The organism is Salinicoccus jeotgali, from assembly GCF_039538805.1.
GTDB classification, from domain to species: Bacteria; Bacillota; Bacilli; order Staphylococcales; family Salinicoccaceae; genus Salinicoccus; species Salinicoccus jeotgali.
In genome coordinates this window covers 1-15,107 of sequence record NZ_BAABCK010000023.1, presented here as the reverse complement: position 1 = coordinate 15,107, position 15,107 = coordinate 1, and the positions used below count along the sequence as shown (strand labels likewise).

Below are 15,107 nucleotides of genomic sequence, written 5' to 3'. Positions count from 1 at the left end.
AGGAAGCGTGGACTGATGACCAATACGAAATATGGCGGTCAAGCCGTCATCGAAGGGGTAATGTTCCAGTCGTCCAGGAAGATGGTGACCGCCATCCGCCGCAATGACGATTCCATAGATTATTTCGAAATGGACCGTCCGCAAAAGGACTGGGTTCAGAAACTAAAGAAAATTCCTATCTTGCGGGGGAATGTGGCCATTATTGAATCAAGTATATATGGGATGAAACATATGGATTTCGCCTCTGAAAGGTATGAAAGGCATCCATCAGATGACATGAACATTGAAGCGGAGAAGCAGGAAGCGAATAAGTCCAAAATCGTCTTGTCCACCATTCTGATAGGCATACTTTCTTTTCTGGTCGGAAAAACCCTTTTCACCCTCATACCAGTCTTCATAGCCGAATTCTTCTCAGGGGTTGTTACTTCCCATGCTGGGCAAGTCGCCTTGGAGTCCTTCTTCAAGCTTATTCTGCTGCTTCTCTATATTTACGCCATTTCGATGACTCCCATGATCAAGCGCCTGTTTCAATACCATGGCGCCGAGCATAAAGTCATCAATACTTTCGAGGATAATGAACTGTTGACGGTGGAGAACGTCCAGCACCATTCAAGGCTGCACTATAGATGCGGCAGTTCCTTCATACTATTCACCGTACTTGTAGGATTTGTCGTCTATATGTTCGTGCCGGTAGATCCCTTCTATGTCAGAATCCTCAACAGATTGGCATTGATACCGGTAGTCATCGGATTGTCCTTCGAGTTCCTTCAGTTCACAAATAAGGTAAGGCATGTGCCGGTCCTTAAATGGTTCGGCCTACCTGGACTACTGCTGCAGCTGCTGACTACTAAACAACCCGATCATAAGCAAGTTGAAGTGGCCATCGCCTCATTCAACAGATTATCAAGGAGTGTGAAATAGATGAAACGATTTTTGATGTACCTGGTGCTTGCCATAGCTGCAATCGGCCTTGTAACCAACCTGGATTATTTCATGGGAATGATACTCAATTCGCTGGTGACCCTGCTGATCATCGGCCTTATCCTCTATGGAATATATTATTTCTTTATATTGACACCGAGCCAAAGAAAATATAAGCGCGCACTCAGAAAATCAAAACGCAGATATAGGAATCGCAAATAATGAAACTGCCCGGAATTGGGCAGTTTTTTTATCATCTTTAAACATTGTCTGCCAATCAACCGACCAGCCTAAGTTCGTACATCGTCCCCTCCACCCCGCTTCAGTGATTATCCCCACTAGATGTTCCTCATCATTTTCTCTTTTAAATTGTGTCGAACATCTTTATAATAAGCTTATGTGAAATTTTTAAGGAGAGATACAAATTGGATACTTGGTTGATTATTCTATTGGCGTCAATCGTCATCATCCTTCTTCTGGTAGTGAACGGCTACAGGAATATGAAGAGCGTCAAACCTCTTACAGAGGAAGAATTTAAAAAAGATTTGAGGAAAGTTCAGCTCATAGACTTGAGGGATAAAGAGAAATATGAATATGGACATATTATGGGTGCAAGGAATATTCCCATGATGAATTTCTCCATGAAGATGAATTCCCTTAGGAAGGACATGCCTGTCTATCTGTATGATCAGACCGGGAGGTTGCCTTACAGGGCTGGGAAGATGTTGAAGAAAGCAGGATTTAAAGATGTCTACATGCTGAAAAACGGCATCAGCAAATGGACTGGCAAAATCAAGTCCAAAAACAAATAATAAAATAATGGCCCCGGCTCGATGAGCCGGGGCCATTATTTTATTTCTCTTCTACAATGTCATCACGTTGGAACCTCAGCACTGGTTTTCTGGCAGCCTGAGTCTCATCCAAGCGACCGACCACAGTAGTATGAGGGGCTTCAAGGACGATATCTGGATCTTCCTCAGCTTCTTTGGAGATACCGATCAAGGTGTCTACAAATCCATCCAGTGTCTCCTTGGACTCCGTCTCCGTCGGTTCTATCATCATGCACTCTTCAACGTTGAGTGGGAAGTAGATCGTCGGCGGATGATATCCAAAATCAAGCAGACGTTTTGCCATATCGAGTGTACGCACTCCCATTTTCTTCTGCCTGGAACCGCTGATGACAAATTCATGTTTACAATGTTGCTTGTAAGGAAGTTCGAATGTACCTTCAAGCCTTCTCATCATGTAGTTGGCATTAAGGACCGCAATTTCCGATACTTCCTTGAGACCGTCCGGCCCCATGGTGCGAATATACGTATATGCCCGCAGGAATATGCCGAAGTTACCGAAGAATGGTTTTACGCGTCCGATGCTCTTAGGCACATCATGCTCGACTTTGTAGGAATCGTCTTCATTCTTGACGACGATCGGTTTAGGAAGATACTTCGCCAATTCTGATTTGACTCCGATTGGCCCTGAGCCAGGGCCACCACCGCCATGCGGACCTGTAAATGTTTTGTGCAAGTTCAAGTGGACCGCATCGAAGCCCATATCTCCAGGGCGTACTTTAGCCATGATGGCATTCAAGTTGGCGCCATCATAGTAAAGTTTACCGCCCGCTTCATGGACGATGTCACGCATTTCCAGAATATCTTCTTCAAACAGTCCAAGGGTATTCGGGTTCGTGAGCATTATTGCAGCTGTATCATCGCCTACCAGGCTCTTCAGGTGCTCGATGTCAACGAGCCCTTTGTCATTGGATTTTACAGTCACGGCTTCAAACCCTGCTACTACCGCACTTGCCGGGTTTGTTCCGTGAGCCGAGTCCGGTACGATCACTTTAGTACGGTTGAAGTCTCCATTGTCTTCATGGAAGGCTTTGATCATCATCAGTGCCGTCCATTCGCCTTGCGCACCAGCAGCAGGCTGCAATGTGATTTCATCCATGCCAGTAATCTCTTTGAGGTGTTCCTGCATATCGTAGACGATTTCAAGGGAACCTTGTATCGTCTTGTCGCTCTGGAGTGGATGGCTGAGTGCAAAACCTGGCATCCTGGCAACTTTTTCGTTAATTTTCGGATTATATTTCATGGTACAGGAACCGAGCGGATAAAATCCGGAGTCGACGCCGTAGTTCTTGTTGGATAGTTCAGTATAGTGACGCATCAGGTCAAGTTCACTTATTTCCGGCAACTCGGCCTTTGTCTTCCGGACGAATTTATCGTCTATAATCGTACTGATATCCGCCTTTTCCACTTCCAGATCCGGAAGCGAATAGGCAAAGCGATCTTCTATGCTTCTTTCAAAAATCAAAGGACTGGATCCCTTAAGCATTGTATTCACCCAACCTTTCGATAAATCCATCTATTTCTTCCTTAGTGCGCAATTCTGTAACAGCTACAAGCATATAGCCCGCAAAATCAGCGTCCACTTTCTCTAGGTTATAACCGCCGATATAGCCGTATTCAAGTAGTTCATCATTGATTTCGTCGACATCTTTTGAGAGTTTTACTGCAAATTCATTGAAAGACTGACCATCCAGGATTGTAAATCCGGCAGACTTCAGCTTATTCTTCATGTAGTTGGTCTTTTGGATATTCTGTTCAGCCATTTCTACTGCACCATTTTTACCCAAGGCGCTCATCGCAACCGAAGATGCCAGCGCGTTCAGGGCCTGGTTGGAACAGATGTTGCTTGTTGCCTTATCCCGTCTTATATGCTGTTCACGGGCTTGTAGCGTGAGTACGAATCCACGGTTGCCTTCGTCATCCTGAGTTTGCCCAATGAGGCGGCCTGGCATTTTACGCATGAGCTTTTTAGTGGCTGCAAAATAACCACAGTGAGGGCCGCCGAATTGTGCCGGTATGCCGAACACTTGTGTGTCACCAGTGACGATGTCCGCCCCAAACTCACCTGGAGGTGTAAGAAGGCTGAGTGCAAGCGGATTACTGTTTACGACGAACAATGCCTTATGCTTGTGGGCAATCTCCTCCATCGCTTCCAGATCTTCAATGGAACCGAGGAAGTTCGGATATTGCACCATCACCGCTGCCGTATCTTCATCAGACGCTTCAGCGAGTTTTTCAAGATCGGTATAGGATCCATTGAGATCAACTTCCACTACTTCAATGTTTTGGCCTTTACAATAAGTTTTAAGCACTTCAATCGCCTGATAGTGAACACCCTTCGATACGACTACTTTCTTTTTCTTTGTCTGGCCGGCAGCCATTGTTGCGGCCTCAGCAAAGGCAGTCGGTCCATCGTACATAGAAGAGTTTGCCACGTCCATACCTGTGAGCTCTGCAATCAAGGTCTGGAATTCGAAGATCGCCTGCAGTTCCCCTTGGGAGATCTCTGGCTGATAAGGTGTATAGGCAGTATAGAATTCCGAACGCGAGATGACATGATCCACAACTGTCGGGATGTAATGGTCATAGACGCCCGCACCCAGAAACGAGGTATGTGTTTCTGTAGTGATGTTCTTTTTGGAGATGTTGGTGAGTTCCCTCAAAAGGGATGTTTCACTCTTCTTTTCTTTAATGTCCAATTCACCCTTGAACCGGACACTCTCAGGGATGTCTTCAAACAATTCGGAAACATCTTTTATGCCAATCGTTTCAAGCATTGCATTCTTATCTTTTTCAGTTAACGGCAAATAGCGGTGACTCAATTGATACACTCCTTCTATTTTTAATTTTTATGGAACGGGGGTTTCACGAATTTAGCCGGCACATCTTTGTTGCGGACTTTGACGTTGAACGTTTTGTCGAGTTCAAAGAAGTCAGTATCCACAAGAGCAAAGCCGATGGATTTTTTGGTGACTGGAGATTGGGTGCCACTTGTTACATATCCTACCTTGTTTCCTTCTTCATCCGTCACTTCATAGTCGGTTCTCGCAATTCCTCTCTCAAGCAGTTCAAAACCGGCGAGTCTTCTTGGAGCCCCTTCATCTTTTTGTTGCTTGAGCACTTTTTTTCCAATGAAGTCCTCTTTGTCGGTTTTCACGGCAAAGCCTGCTTTAGCTTCAATCGGTGAAATATCCTCAGTGAGATCTTGACCATGAAGTGGCAAACCTGCCTCCAGTCTGAGGGTATCCCTAGACCCAAGTCCACATTCGGTTACGCCTTCATCGACGAAAAGTTTCCAGAGTTTCTCCGTATCTGAGCTGTCGCAGTATATCTCGAAGCCATCCTCTCCTGTGTAGCCACTTTGTGAAAGGATTACATTACAGCCACCGATCTCAACATCCTTTTTAAAACGGAACATCTTCATTTCGCTGATATCTTCATCGGTATGCTTCTGCACAATTTCACGTGCATTAGGTCCCTGGATGGCGATCTGTCCATAGTCGGAAGTGACATTTTTGACAGTCGCATCATATCCTTTTATGGAGGTCAGCCATTCATAGTCTTTATCAGTATTTCCGGCATTGACTACCAGAAGATATTTCTCATCTTCCAATTTATAGATGACGAGGTCGTCTATGACGCCACCTGACTCGTTGCATAACATGGTGTACTGGGCTTTTGTGTCGGTAAGTTTTTCGACATTGTTCGTCAGTGCATAATTGAGGAATGCTTCAGACTCCTTCCCTTCTACAAGGATCTCGCCCATGTGGCTCACCTCGAAAAGGCCTGCACTCTCCCTTACTGCCTTATGTTCTTCTTTTATACTGCTGAATTGGACCGGCAGAGCCCAACCGGAAAAGTCGATGACTTTTGCCCCGGCTTCCTTATAATAGTTATACAGCGGCGTCTTTTTAAGTTCAGACATGATATTTCTATTCCTCCTTTGGATAATAAAAAAACAGGACAGCCAATAGCTGCCCTGTTGATATGCCTTCAGGAATGCGTCCCAATGCTGTTCTTTTGCCTGAGAGATTCACCATTACGGTTTGCTCCTTCGGCGACGATAACTCGTTCTCTCGAGCATTGTTCATTCGCAAATTTTTAATTGTCTTTACGACTACATTATAACCCCAATTTTTAGAAAATAGCAAGCGCTTTAATTCATTGTCTAGGAAAGTGCATTAAAGGGTCTGCATTATCTGATCGACGACGGTTTTTGGGGTTGAAGTGGCATCGATCTCAATTGCTGAAGTGCTGCGGTATAGATCAAGACGTTCTTCGTATAGTTTCTTCACCGATGCCTTATCTTTTACTAAAGGTCTGTTCATATCCTCACGGATCCTATTATAAAGCGTTGGAAAATCTGCATGAAGATAGATGATCGGCTGATCCATCTCCATAAGAAGCCTTCTTGAGGCTGCATACGTCACCACGCCTCCGCCTGTCGCAAGAATGTCCTGCTTAGGCAGTGCTTTTAGGACATCATATTCACGTACCCTGAAACCTGTCTCACCTTCAGCTGCAAATATTTCGGGGATGGTCATCCCTGAGGATTTTACGATTTCTTCATCAAGGTCACGGACTTCCCTTTCCATATGTGCCCCAAGCAATTTTGCGACCGTAGTCTTCCCGCTCCCCATAAAGCCTATAAGGATCATATCCTCACCCCAGTATATCTTGTATCCGCGTATTATAGATTTCGATGAAATTGGATTGTATTTCAATGATCATCATGAAGCGGTTATGATAATGATAGTACACGCCTGCCATATATATCAATACAATATACATCGAGAAGCTGAAGAAACCTTCATTTGATAAATGTAATCTGTTCTTCATTTTCCATTCCCTTCCCGAGAAACGAGAGGATGATGGACTCATCCGTCTCTTCAACCTTAAATTCGGTGACATTGAACATTACCGTAACGTAACCTTTGTCCCCCACTGTCTTAATGATTCTCGAGCCATGTCTTCTATAGCGTACTTTAGTTGTCTTATCCATGAAAACAATGGATTCCTGGCTCGGCTCATAATCAGTGGCTGTACTATCCTTATATGACTGGCTGATATCGATTATGAAAAAATCATGTTCGAACTCCATTTCCTCTTCTTCATAATTGAATAGCGCGAGTAATGAAGGCAATAGAGCCATTATAAAAGTAGCGATGCCCAAGCTGACAAGTACTTCTAGGTAAGTGAATCCTGAATCATTTTTTGATTTTGATGCATTCTCCGCTCGCTTTGCCACATATTCTGCCTCCTTCGACAACCCAGTTCTCGGTCTGACTGATGAATGTCTCCCGATCATCGTAGGAGAGTAACTCAATGTATAGCGTCCGATGTAATTCCAGTTGGATCTGCGCTTCTTCGGCTGTAGTTTGAATTGTAATGACTGCCGGCACCAGAGTGACGGCAATGATACTGAGGCACAGCATCGCAAGCAGTCCATCAATCAGCATGAACCCTTTTTCATTCGACACGGAACCGCCCCCTCTCAATCTGGAAAATGAATCTTACAGAAGAACCTGGACAGTCTAAACTTATGGTGCCGAACTTGTTCGCATCACCATCTGGCTTAAAGATGATGCGCTCGAGCCCGCCTGAATTGAGCTGGCACCACTCAGGTGTATAGGAATTAAGTATATTGCCATCCCGGCTACGTAGATGAAAAGTGTTGCCGGCACGGTCGATATCGACAATATTATAAGATTTTGAAGCCATCGCCTCCGTCTGGGCGTTATAGAAGAAATGGCTTATCCGTTCTATGTCCCCTTCTGTCCCGCCTGCTTCGTAGTCAGGTATACTGACTACGCCAATAAGCAATATGATGCTGACGATGAATAATGTCAGCATCATTTCAAGAAGCATAAAACCATCATGGCGTGCGTGCTGCTTTGCCATTGGTGACGGCAATGGTGTCTCCGTTCGCACATGTAACTTGGTCGTCGGTCAAATACTCAGGTACGAGTGCATTGATTGAAGCAGGCGGCGCGCCCTCGTTCAATGTATAGGATTCCACTTGGCTCTGGACCATCCTTACTTGCGCTTCACATCCTGTGTCCTGGACGTTTGCACTTTGGGCCGCTATGTTCGGAATGATCAGTATGATCAGCACTGATATGACCAGTAGCACCAACAGCATTTCAATCAGAGTAAATCCTTCTTCACCGTTTGCCTTCATTTTTCCTTTAAAATATTTTTTCATCTGTTTCCTCCTAGTTTATCGCAGACATCATCTGGAATATCGGTAGTATTATAATCAGATATAAGCAGATGATGAGGACTCCGAGTATTGCGAAGATTACGGGTTGTATCTTCTTCGTTATATTTTCCACATACATGATAAGACGCTCCAACGTGTATTCGCTGAACATGATAAGCTCCTTGCCGACGCTGCTGTTCTGTTCGCCGTGACTGACGAACACAGCCAATTTGGCATCAAGCAATTCTACCTCGCCCAGGACAAGTGACAGGCTTTCACCATTCATCAAGCCATCCTTTATGGACTCCGACATATATCTTAGATAGCCATTTATTTCCTGATGAATGAAAAGGTCAAGAATCTCCTTCACTTCAAGTCCATTATTCAGAAAATAGCCGAACTCCCGTGAAAACCTATATGTCTGATAGCCGGTAAAAAAATAATTCACTAAAGGTATCTTGGTAAATATACGAGATTTCAATGCCACGTCCTTGATGGAAAAGATAGCTGATATAGCAATACAAGCCACAACTCCGGTTATAAAGCACACCAGGAGTGCTATAGGCAACGCATCAAGCGCTTTGATGAGCAGTGCCACAATCCCTTGAGATTGTGTGCCCATGGCACTGTAAAGGCTTTTGAATTGGGGGATGACTGTAAAATTGAGGGTCAATAGAAGCCCTACAAAAATTGTTATCAGCAACAAAGGATACTGCAACGCCTTAAGCAGTTTCGAACGCGTATTCCTCACGTATTCGATATACCTTGCAGATTCTCGCAACGTCTCCAATACTTTCCCATGTATTTCAGAAAATGCAATTTGGATAATGACTGAATTGCCATATCCCATATCCTTAAGTAATTTTCCAAGGCTTTTTCCTTCTCGGACGGCCTCTATCATCTGCAGTCGATCTTTTGGTTTCAGCACATCATATTGTTCCAACAGGAAAAGCAGTGACTGCTGCATAGTGAAGCCAGTTTCAAGCAAATCAGCGAGCTTGATCAGAAAGTGGGCATCATATTTGCCGAGTTTATTTGAATTTATCCTCGTAAAACCTAAACTCATCCGCATTCAGCCCCCCTTCATCAAGCATAAGGATCAGGCGGTCGTGCAGTGTCCCATAAACAACGGAACCGGTCTTCAAAAACTCTTGTATCTCTGTATTTCCAAGCGTTTCATAAATGATATAAGATCCTTTTTGAGTATGGATGAGACGCTGGTTTATGATCAATGAGATACTTTGTATCATCTCTTCATCATAGAGCCCAAAATCTTTAAGGCGACTGAGTGCGGCCACAGCAGATTTGCTGTGGAATGTACTGAATACAAGGTGTCCCGATAAACTTGCCCTAAGTAGGTTGGACGCGATATTAGCATCCCTTATCTCCCCGAACATTATGACATCCGGGTCACACCTCAACACACCTTTTAGCAGAGGCTCGTAGTCGATTTGTGCTTTTTCATTGATCTCAACCTGTACAATCCCTTCCTGCTCATATTCAATCGGGTCTTCAATGCTGATTATTTGCCGTTCCCCTCTTGCTGCGATCTCCCTGATCAACCGATGCATCAGTGTCGATTTCCCGGAACCGGTGGGACCTGTGAACAGAATCAGACCTTGCTGCCGGTTGATGTAGTCCTGGAAGAAGTCGTATTCAGAAGTGGTGCTGAATAGTTCATTCGATGCCTTATCTTCCATCAGGTTGAGGATTCGTATGACGACCACTTCGTCCATAAGCGAGACTGGTAGTGTACTGACCCTTAGGTTGACGACTTCTTCATCAATCAGGATTGCGGTGCGGCCACTCTGCGGGACACGATGTTCGTTGATGTCGAGATCTGCAATGAATTTCAGATAGTTGATGGCTCGCCTATAGACTTCAATGTCGATCACTTCGAGCAGCTGCATCTTTCCGAGGCAACGGATCCTCACATGCGCCATTTCACCTTCAGATGTCAAGTGGACATCCGTGGCCTCCTCAAGCATTGCATCTTTTAAAATCGTTTCTATAAGCTTTTTCATTCTTCACCTCCACCTTATATATGGGTAAAAGTGAAGGAATTGATCTTTTCTGAAATAAATTGATGAATTTCCCCTTATTGGCATAGTTTTTGTTGTATAATAGTGAATAATGGAAATGGATTCCAAACCATTTGATTTATTTAGTATTTACTTTAATATCTTCTTTATTTATAATTGACTATGATATGTAAAGTAAGGATGAAAGGACTGTTCTTATGGATAAAGTATTCAAGACACTCGGCTTTTGGACTGGTGTATTTGCAATCCTCTTCTATGTCGGTGACATGATGGCGATGACATTGCTGTTTCTCGCGCAAACCGGATTCTTCATTCTCCTCGGTTACATGAAATTGACAGAAAGGATGTACATGTACGTTTTTGCTGCATACCTCGTCCTTTTCTTTGTAGGTTTTACGTACTTCACTACATTTTTACTCGAGCCGAGATTTGGTTGATCATGTTTAAAAGGACCGTACAGATTCAAATCTGTACGGTCCTTTTTCTATTTCCTCACAAAAGGATTTGTCTTCTTTTCATACCCGATGGTGGTCTCCGGGCCGTGCCCTGGGTATACAACGATCTCATCATCGAGCATATACATCTTGCTGCGGATGCTGTCGATCAAAGTGCTATGGTCTGCTTGATATAAATCTGTCCTTCCTATCCCACCGTTGAACAGGACATCACCTGAAACGATGAAGTCGTTAAAAAGATAGCTTAAGCTTCCAGGTGAATGGCCCGGTGTATAAAGGACCTCGAACTCAAACTTACCAATCGAATGACGACCTTCTTCTAGAGGTATTGGCTGTATATCGGCTGTTATAATAGGCAAGCCCATGTCCGTATACTTGGCCGACCCATTCTTTGCCGGGTCGGCAAGCCACTCAAGCTCTGGGCGCCCCATCCAGGTTTTAGCATCATAATGATTGGCGATATCTTCGAGTGCTCCGATATGATCGAAATGGGCGTGGGTCAGCAAAATCCCTTTGACGGTCTGATCCAACCCGATAGCCTCCTTGATCTTTTCAGGCTCTCCAGATGGATCGACGATCAGTACCTCTTCTCCTTCACGCAGCAGATAACAATTCGTTTCCAATGGCCCAAGGGGTAAAGTTCTTATTTCCATAAATGATCCTCCTTAAAATCTCCTCGACAAAGTACATTTTTAATTATACAATATATATGAGAATAAAGAGATTATGGGAGGTTGAGCATCATGCCATTCATTGATACGGGTGAGCTTTTTGAAATTGGCGGCGTGTCGATCCATATCGGGATCAACACTTTTTCCCTGCTGATGCTGATGATTTCAATCGTCGGTATATGGGGATTGGTGGCGGCAGTCAAAAATAAAAATCTGTTGGCGGTACTTTTCAGTCTAGCAACAGTTGCCACTTTTGGTTTCTTCGCAATCGCGACTATATTTACATACGGTTATCCAGACCTCGGGCACTAGGCTGGACCGTTTATATAAAAAAGGCAAATCCTCTAGAGGATTTGCCTTTTTTGTCATTTCAGTAGTGCTTCGGCACGTTTCATCTGTGCGATTACTGCCTCTGTGCCGGTGCCGCCCCGGCTGTTCCTTCTGTCAACTGATGTGCGGGGGTAGAGTTGATCATAGATGTCGTCCTCTATTGAAGAGTGATGTTGCTTGAATTCCTCTAGGTTAAGATCTTTGAGGTACTTGCCGGAATGGATGCACTTTAAAACAAGTTTCCCCACCACTTCATGAGCCTTTCTGAAAGGCACTCCCTTCTGCACCAGATAATCAGCCAGTTCTGTAGCATTTGAAAAATCTTCTGATACCGTCTCCTCTAGCACTTCCTCATTTATGGACAGAGTCTCCAACATGCCGTTCATTATCTCTAGGGACCCCAAAACAGTCGTCACTGCATCAAATATTCCTTCTTTATCTTCCTGAAGGTCTTTATTATAGGTCAAGGGGAGGCCTTTGACCAACATCAACATGCCCATCAGGGCACCGGTCGTCCGTCCGCTTTTTCCGCGGATCAGTTCTGCCATGTCAGGATTCTTCTTCTGTGGCATCATGGAGCTCCCGGTAGTGAATTGGTCGGACAGCTGAATGAAATTCGCTTCTTCGCTCATCCAGAAGATGATTTCTTCCGATAACCTCGACAGATGTATCATCACGAGGCTGATATTTGAAAGGGTTTCAATGATATAGTCACGGTCACTGACGGCATCCATACTATTTTGGTATATATCGGAAAAGCCAAGGAGGTCGGCGGTCATCTCGCGATCAATATCGAATGTCGTGCCGCTGATTGCCCCCGCTCCAAGCGGTGATAGATCGATGCGCTTCAATGACTCCCTGAAGCGCTCCCCATCCCTTTGCAGCATCCAGAAATATGCCATGATATGATGCGAAAAGAGGACTGGCTGTGCCCTTTGAAGGTGAGTGTAGCCAGGCATGATGACATGGATATTTTCCTCGGCAAGTGCGAGTATGGTCTTTTTTAGACTATTGATGCTTTCTATAATATGTTCTACTTGTTCTTTGATGTATAGATGCATATCTGTCGCCACCTGATCATTACGGCTTCTCCCTGTGTGCAGTTTGCCGCCCACCTCCCCGATTTTATTGATCAGTGCGCGTTCGACATTCATATGGATGTCTTCATGTTGTACGGACAGTTCCATCCGCCCCGCATTGAAATCCTCCATCACCGCCTTTAACCCGGAGATGATCTGTTCTGCTTCGTCTTCGCTTAAAATCCCCTTCTTCTCCAGCATGGTTGCATGTGCAATACTACCTTCTATATCTTTCTCGATGAGTATCTTGTCAAAATGGATGGAAGCATTGAATGCTTCCACCCAACCCAGTGACTCGCCTTGGAATCTTCCGCCCCATGCCTTTTTAGTCATAAAGTTTCACACCGTTATCAAGCATCGCCTTTACTTTGGTCGGCAATCCGAAAATTTCAATGAACCCTACAGAAGCATCTTGATTGAAAGCATCTTCATTGGTATAGGTTGCAAGTTTTTCATCATACAAGCTGTTGTCGGAACGCCTGCCGGTGACCGTCACATTGCCTTTGTACAGTTCAAGGCGTACTTCGCCGTTAACTGGCTGCTGCATGTCTTTAAGCATTTTCCTGAGGGACTCCGACAATGGGGAGAACCACAGCCCGTTATAGATCTGCTCTGTGAATTTCTGCTCGATGGATGGTTTGAAGTGCGCAATGTCTTTTGTCAATGTGATCGTTTCAAGGTCGTGCTTCGCTGTAAGGATCACCTTCGCACCTGGTGTCTCATACACTTCGCGTGATTTGATACCAACGAGCCTGTTTTCGACATGGTCTATCCTCCCGATACCGTGGACTCCGGCAATCTCATTCAATTTGATGATCAGTTCATCCAACTCGTAGAACACACCATTGAGGGCTTTTGGCAGTCCATTTTCAAAATGCAGTACAAGTTCTTCCGTTTCGTCAGGGGTTTCCTTGATGTTTCTGGTCAGATCATATGCATCTTCCGGTGGCTTGGCCCAAGGATCCTCAAGCACACCGCATTCATTGCTCCTGCCCCACAGATTCTGGTCTATCGAATAAGGCGAGTCGAGGTTTACCGGGATGGGAATCTGCTTTTCTTTGGCATAATCGATCTCCTCTTCCCTACTCCATGTCCATTCACGTACTGGTGCAAGAACCTTAAGTGCAGGATCAAGGCTTTTGATGGCCACTTCAAAGCGGACTTGGTCGTTGCCCTTACCTGTGCAACCATGGGCGACATAGTCTGCATTGGATTGGTGTGCAACTTCCACGAGTTTCTTGGAGATTAAAGGGCGACTCAATGCAGATACTAGTGGATATTTTCCTTCATACATAGAATTTGCATAAATTGCATAAGAAACGAAGTCGTCTGCAAACTCTTTTGTAGTATCAATCACATATGATTCAATCGCCCCCATATCCAGAGCTTTTTGTTGGACCTTATCTAAGTCTTTTCCTTCTCCGACATCTAGGCACAACGCCACAACATCGTATCCTTTATCTATAAACCACTGAATTGTCACACTTGTATCCAAACCGCCTGAATAGGCCAATACTACTTTTTCATTCATCTTCATACATCCCCTCGTCTTTAGAATAATTTAAATAATATCATTATAAACATTCGTAATCAAGTATATTTATTCATTTATCTGCATTTCAGCATTTTACAAATATTTCAGTTGACTCTATAATCATCAGTAACTGAATAAAAGGAGCGTTTAGTATGAGATATGTATTTATAACCGGAACAAGCCGTGGCCTTGGCCATGCTATGCTTGACATCTTCAGGGAAGATCGGATTATCAGCATCTCCCGTTCCAAAGTCGAAACGGATGTTGAGCTTTATAAAGAATTTCATGTGGATTTCCTGGATGAACAGAAATTGGAAGAGATGTTGCCTGAAATATTCAATTCCATCTCGCCGGAAAAAGGGGACGAGATATACTTGATCAACAATGCAGGCATCGTAGGGCCGGTTCATTCCATTGCGAACATGGATGCTCAAGGATTCATGAAAAACTATAAAATCAATGTACTGGCCCCAGCACTGTTGATGAAAGGCTATGTCAATGCCTTTAGTGACATTCAAGCTGCGAAACGCATCCTTACGGTTTCCAGTGGCGCTGCTTTAAATCCGATGGAAGGTTGGTCAGCATATTGCAGTTCTAAAGCGGCAGTAAATATGGTGAGTGATGTTCTACGCCAAGAGATGGATCGGTTGGACTACCCGATATTCACCGCCACCTACAGGCCCGGAGTTGTCGATACGGATATGCAGGGGGAAATCCGTTCTGCGGACCCTGAAGAGTTCCCGGACCTTGAAACCTTCAGAAAGCATAAATCTTCCAATCGTCTATATCCACCGAAAGTCGCTGCCTACGTCGCAAAACGCATCATCACATCAGACAATTTCGGTTTTTCCGAAAGCTACAGCATCAGCGATTTCCTCTAATAAAAAAAGCAGCCTTGTAGACTGACCTAGCAGTATGAGACACATATAAAACACCTTCATTAGGCTACCTTCCTCCAAAATGAATTGGAGGAAGGTAGCCTAATTTTTCTTGTATTCTTTCTTCGTTATAGTACTTTAAGTATT

At 44.4% G+C, this 15,107-nt stretch carries 20 protein-coding genes and 1 riboswitch; of the genes, 6 read left to right on the top strand and 14 right to left on the bottom strand.

Annotated features, from left to right (window positions below):
- Window positions 1-15 precede the first annotated feature (15 nt).
- From ABD734_RS07040 to ABD734_RS07030, 3 genes are all read left to right on the top strand, one after another.
- Window positions 16-921, top strand: coding sequence for a DUF1385 domain-containing protein (locus ABD734_RS07040; protein WP_344702846.1), 906 nt, complete (start codon window positions 16-18; stop codon window positions 919-921).
- On the top strand, window positions 922-1,143 hold the full coding sequence (locus ABD734_RS07035; protein WP_344702844.1) for an SA1362 family protein: 222 nt from the start codon (window positions 922-924) through the stop codon (window positions 1,141-1,143).
- Window positions 1,144-1,346: 203 nt separating this feature from the next.
- Window positions 1,347-1,733 (top strand): rhodanese-like domain-containing protein, encoded by a 387-nt coding sequence (locus ABD734_RS07030; RefSeq protein ID WP_344702842.1) that lies wholly within the window; start codon window positions 1,347-1,349, stop codon window positions 1,731-1,733.
- A gap of 40 nt (window positions 1,734-1,773) precedes the next feature.
- Here ABD734_RS07030 and gcvPB read toward each other — a convergent pair whose 3' ends face one another.
- The 11 genes from gcvPB to comGA form a co-directional block, all read right to left on the bottom strand.
- On the bottom strand, window positions 1,774-3,255 hold the full coding sequence (gene gcvPB, locus ABD734_RS07025) for an aminomethyl-transferring glycine dehydrogenase subunit GcvPB (RefSeq protein WP_344703090.1): 1,482 nt from the start codon (window positions 3,253-3,255) through the stop codon (window positions 1,774-1,776).
- The gene (gene gcvPA, locus ABD734_RS07020; protein ID WP_344702840.1) at window positions 3,248-4,591 is read right to left on the bottom strand and encodes an aminomethyl-transferring glycine dehydrogenase subunit GcvPA; all 1,344 of its coding nucleotides are present in this window, start codon (window positions 4,589-4,591) and stop codon (window positions 3,248-3,250) included. Before gcvPA ends, gcvPB begins: the two co-directional genes overlap by 8 nt.
- Window positions 4,592-4,611: 20 nt before the next feature.
- Window positions 4,612-5,697, bottom strand: a complete 1,086-nt coding sequence (gene gcvT / locus ABD734_RS07015; RefSeq protein WP_344703088.1) for a glycine cleavage system aminomethyltransferase GcvT — start codon at window positions 5,695-5,697, stop codon at window positions 4,612-4,614.
- Window positions 5,698-5,771: 74 nt separating this feature from the next.
- Window positions 5,772-5,860, bottom strand: a riboswitch (glycine riboswitch).
- A 90-nt stretch (window positions 5,861-5,950) separates the two neighbouring features.
- A complete protein-coding gene (locus ABD734_RS07010; RefSeq protein ID WP_344702838.1) occupies window positions 5,951-6,427 on the bottom strand; it encodes a shikimate kinase in 477 nt (158 codons plus the stop codon).
- 4 nt (window positions 6,428-6,431) lie between these two features.
- Window positions 6,432-6,608 (bottom strand): hypothetical protein, encoded by a 177-nt coding sequence (locus ABD734_RS07005; protein WP_344702836.1) that lies wholly within the window; start codon window positions 6,606-6,608, stop codon window positions 6,432-6,434.
- Entirely contained in the window at window positions 6,580-7,017 is a 438-nt protein-coding gene (locus ABD734_RS07000) for a competence type IV pilus minor pilin ComGF (protein WP_344702834.1), read from the bottom strand. Before ABD734_RS07000 ends, ABD734_RS07005 begins: the two co-directional genes overlap by 29 nt.
- The gene (locus tag ABD734_RS06995; RefSeq protein ID WP_344702832.1) at window positions 6,977-7,249 is read right to left on the bottom strand and encodes a type II secretion system protein; all 273 of its coding nucleotides are present in this window, start codon (window positions 7,247-7,249) and stop codon (window positions 6,977-6,979) included. The genes ABD734_RS07000 and ABD734_RS06995 overlap by 41 nt, the downstream gene beginning before the upstream one ends.
- Window positions 7,239-7,682 carry a prepilin-type N-terminal cleavage/methylation domain-containing protein gene (locus ABD734_RS06990; protein WP_344702830.1) on the bottom strand — a complete coding sequence of 148 codons (444 nt, stop codon included), beginning with the start codon at window positions 7,680-7,682 and terminating at the stop codon, window positions 7,239-7,241. Before ABD734_RS06990 ends, ABD734_RS06995 begins: the two co-directional genes overlap by 11 nt.
- The gene (gene comGC / locus ABD734_RS06985; protein WP_344702828.1) at window positions 7,645-7,974 is read right to left on the bottom strand and encodes a competence type IV pilus major pilin ComGC; all 330 of its coding nucleotides are present in this window, start codon (window positions 7,972-7,974) and stop codon (window positions 7,645-7,647) included. The genes ABD734_RS06990 and comGC overlap by 38 nt, the downstream gene beginning before the upstream one ends.
- A 10-nt stretch (window positions 7,975-7,984) precedes the next feature.
- Window positions 7,985-9,037 carry a competence type IV pilus assembly protein ComGB gene (comGB, locus tag ABD734_RS06980; RefSeq protein WP_344702826.1) on the bottom strand — a complete coding sequence of 351 codons (1,053 nt, stop codon included), beginning with the start codon at window positions 9,035-9,037 and terminating at the stop codon, window positions 7,985-7,987.
- Complete coding sequence (gene comGA, locus ABD734_RS06975) at window positions 9,003-9,995, bottom strand: competence type IV pilus ATPase ComGA (protein ID WP_344702825.1); 993 nt, start codon at window positions 9,993-9,995, stop codon at window positions 9,003-9,005. The genes comGB and comGA overlap by 35 nt, the downstream gene beginning before the upstream one ends.
- A 215-nt stretch (window positions 9,996-10,210) precedes the next feature.
- Here comGA and ABD734_RS06970 point away from each other — a divergent pair, with 215 nt between their 5' ends.
- Window positions 10,211-10,450 carry a DUF2626 family protein gene (locus tag ABD734_RS06970; RefSeq protein ID WP_344702823.1) on the top strand — a complete coding sequence of 80 codons (240 nt, stop codon included), beginning with the start codon at window positions 10,211-10,213 and terminating at the stop codon, window positions 10,448-10,450.
- A gap of 47 nt (window positions 10,451-10,497) precedes the next feature.
- Here ABD734_RS06970 and ABD734_RS06965 read toward each other — a convergent pair whose 3' ends face one another.
- Window positions 10,498-11,121, bottom strand: a complete 624-nt coding sequence (locus tag ABD734_RS06965; RefSeq protein ID WP_344702822.1) for an MBL fold metallo-hydrolase — start codon at window positions 11,119-11,121, stop codon at window positions 10,498-10,500.
- Between the two features lie 90 nt (window positions 11,122-11,211).
- Between ABD734_RS06965 and ABD734_RS06960 the strand changes: the two genes are divergently transcribed.
- Window positions 11,212-11,451, top strand: coding sequence for a DUF2759 domain-containing protein (locus ABD734_RS06960; RefSeq protein WP_344702821.1), 240 nt, complete (start codon window positions 11,212-11,214; stop codon window positions 11,449-11,451).
- Window positions 11,452-11,504: 53 nt separating this feature from the next.
- On the opposite strand, the gene argH is transcribed toward ABD734_RS06960, so the two are convergent.
- Both argH and ABD734_RS06950 read right to left on the bottom strand, forming a co-directional pair.
- Window positions 11,505-12,881, bottom strand: coding sequence for an argininosuccinate lyase (gene argH, locus ABD734_RS06955; protein WP_344702820.1), 1,377 nt, complete (start codon window positions 12,879-12,881; stop codon window positions 11,505-11,507).
- The gene (locus ABD734_RS06950) at window positions 12,874-14,079 is read right to left on the bottom strand and encodes an argininosuccinate synthase (RefSeq protein WP_344703086.1); all 1,206 of its coding nucleotides are present in this window, start codon (window positions 14,077-14,079) and stop codon (window positions 12,874-12,876) included. Before ABD734_RS06950 ends, argH begins: the two co-directional genes overlap by 8 nt.
- 155 nt (window positions 14,080-14,234) lie before the next feature.
- Between ABD734_RS06950 and ABD734_RS06945 the strand changes: the two genes are divergently transcribed.
- Window positions 14,235-14,963: an SDR family NAD(P)-dependent oxidoreductase gene (locus tag ABD734_RS06945; RefSeq protein WP_344702819.1), complete on the top strand. Its 729-nt coding sequence runs from the start codon at window positions 14,235-14,237 to the stop codon at window positions 14,961-14,963.
- Window positions 14,964-15,107 lie beyond the last annotated feature (144 nt).

Excerpts from the sequence above, each read along its gene's own strand:
- ABD734_RS07040 (WP_344702846.1), top strand. The coding sequence starts at position 16 with ATGACCAATACGAAATATGGCGGTCAAGCCGTCATCGAAGGGGTAATG.
- ABD734_RS07035 (WP_344702844.1), top strand. The coding sequence starts at position 922 with ATGAAACGATTTTTGATGTACCTGGTGCTTGCCATAGCTGCAATCGGC.
- gcvPB (WP_344703090.1), bottom strand. The coding sequence starts at position 3,255 with ATGCTTAAGGGATCCAGTCCTTTGATTTTTGAAAGAAGCATAGAAGAT.
- ABD734_RS07010 (WP_344702838.1), bottom strand. The coding sequence starts at position 6,427 with ATGATCCTTATAGGCTTTATGGGGAGCGGGAAGACTACGGTCGCAAAA.
- ABD734_RS07005 (WP_344702836.1), bottom strand. The coding sequence starts at position 6,608 with ATGAAGAACAGATTACATTTATCAAATGAAGGTTTCTTCAGCTTCTCG.
- comGC (WP_344702828.1), bottom strand. The coding sequence starts at position 7,974 with ATGAAAAAATATTTTAAAGGAAAAATGAAGGCAAACGGTGAAGAAGGA.
- comGB (WP_344702826.1), bottom strand. The coding sequence starts at position 9,037 with ATGAGTTTAGGTTTTACGAGGATAAATTCAAATAAACTCGGCAAATAT.
- comGA (WP_344702825.1), bottom strand. The coding sequence starts at position 9,995 with ATGAAAAAGCTTATAGAAACGATTTTAAAAGATGCAATGCTTGAGGAG.
- ABD734_RS06970 (WP_344702823.1), top strand. The coding sequence starts at position 10,211 with ATGGATAAAGTATTCAAGACACTCGGCTTTTGGACTGGTGTATTTGCA.
- ABD734_RS06965 (WP_344702822.1), bottom strand. The coding sequence starts at position 11,121 with ATGGAAATAAGAACTTTACCCCTTGGGCCATTGGAAACGAATTGTTAT.
- ABD734_RS06960 (WP_344702821.1), top strand. The coding sequence starts at position 11,212 with ATGCCATTCATTGATACGGGTGAGCTTTTTGAAATTGGCGGCGTGTCG.
- argH (WP_344702820.1), bottom strand. The coding sequence starts at position 12,881 with ATGACTAAAAAGGCATGGGGCGGAAGATTCCAAGGCGAGTCACTGGGT.
- ABD734_RS06950 (WP_344703086.1), bottom strand. The coding sequence starts at position 14,079 with ATGAATGAAAAAGTAGTATTGGCCTATTCAGGCGGTTTGGATACAAGT.
- ABD734_RS06945 (WP_344702819.1), top strand. The coding sequence starts at position 14,235 with ATGAGATATGTATTTATAACCGGAACAAGCCGTGGCCTTGGCCATGCT.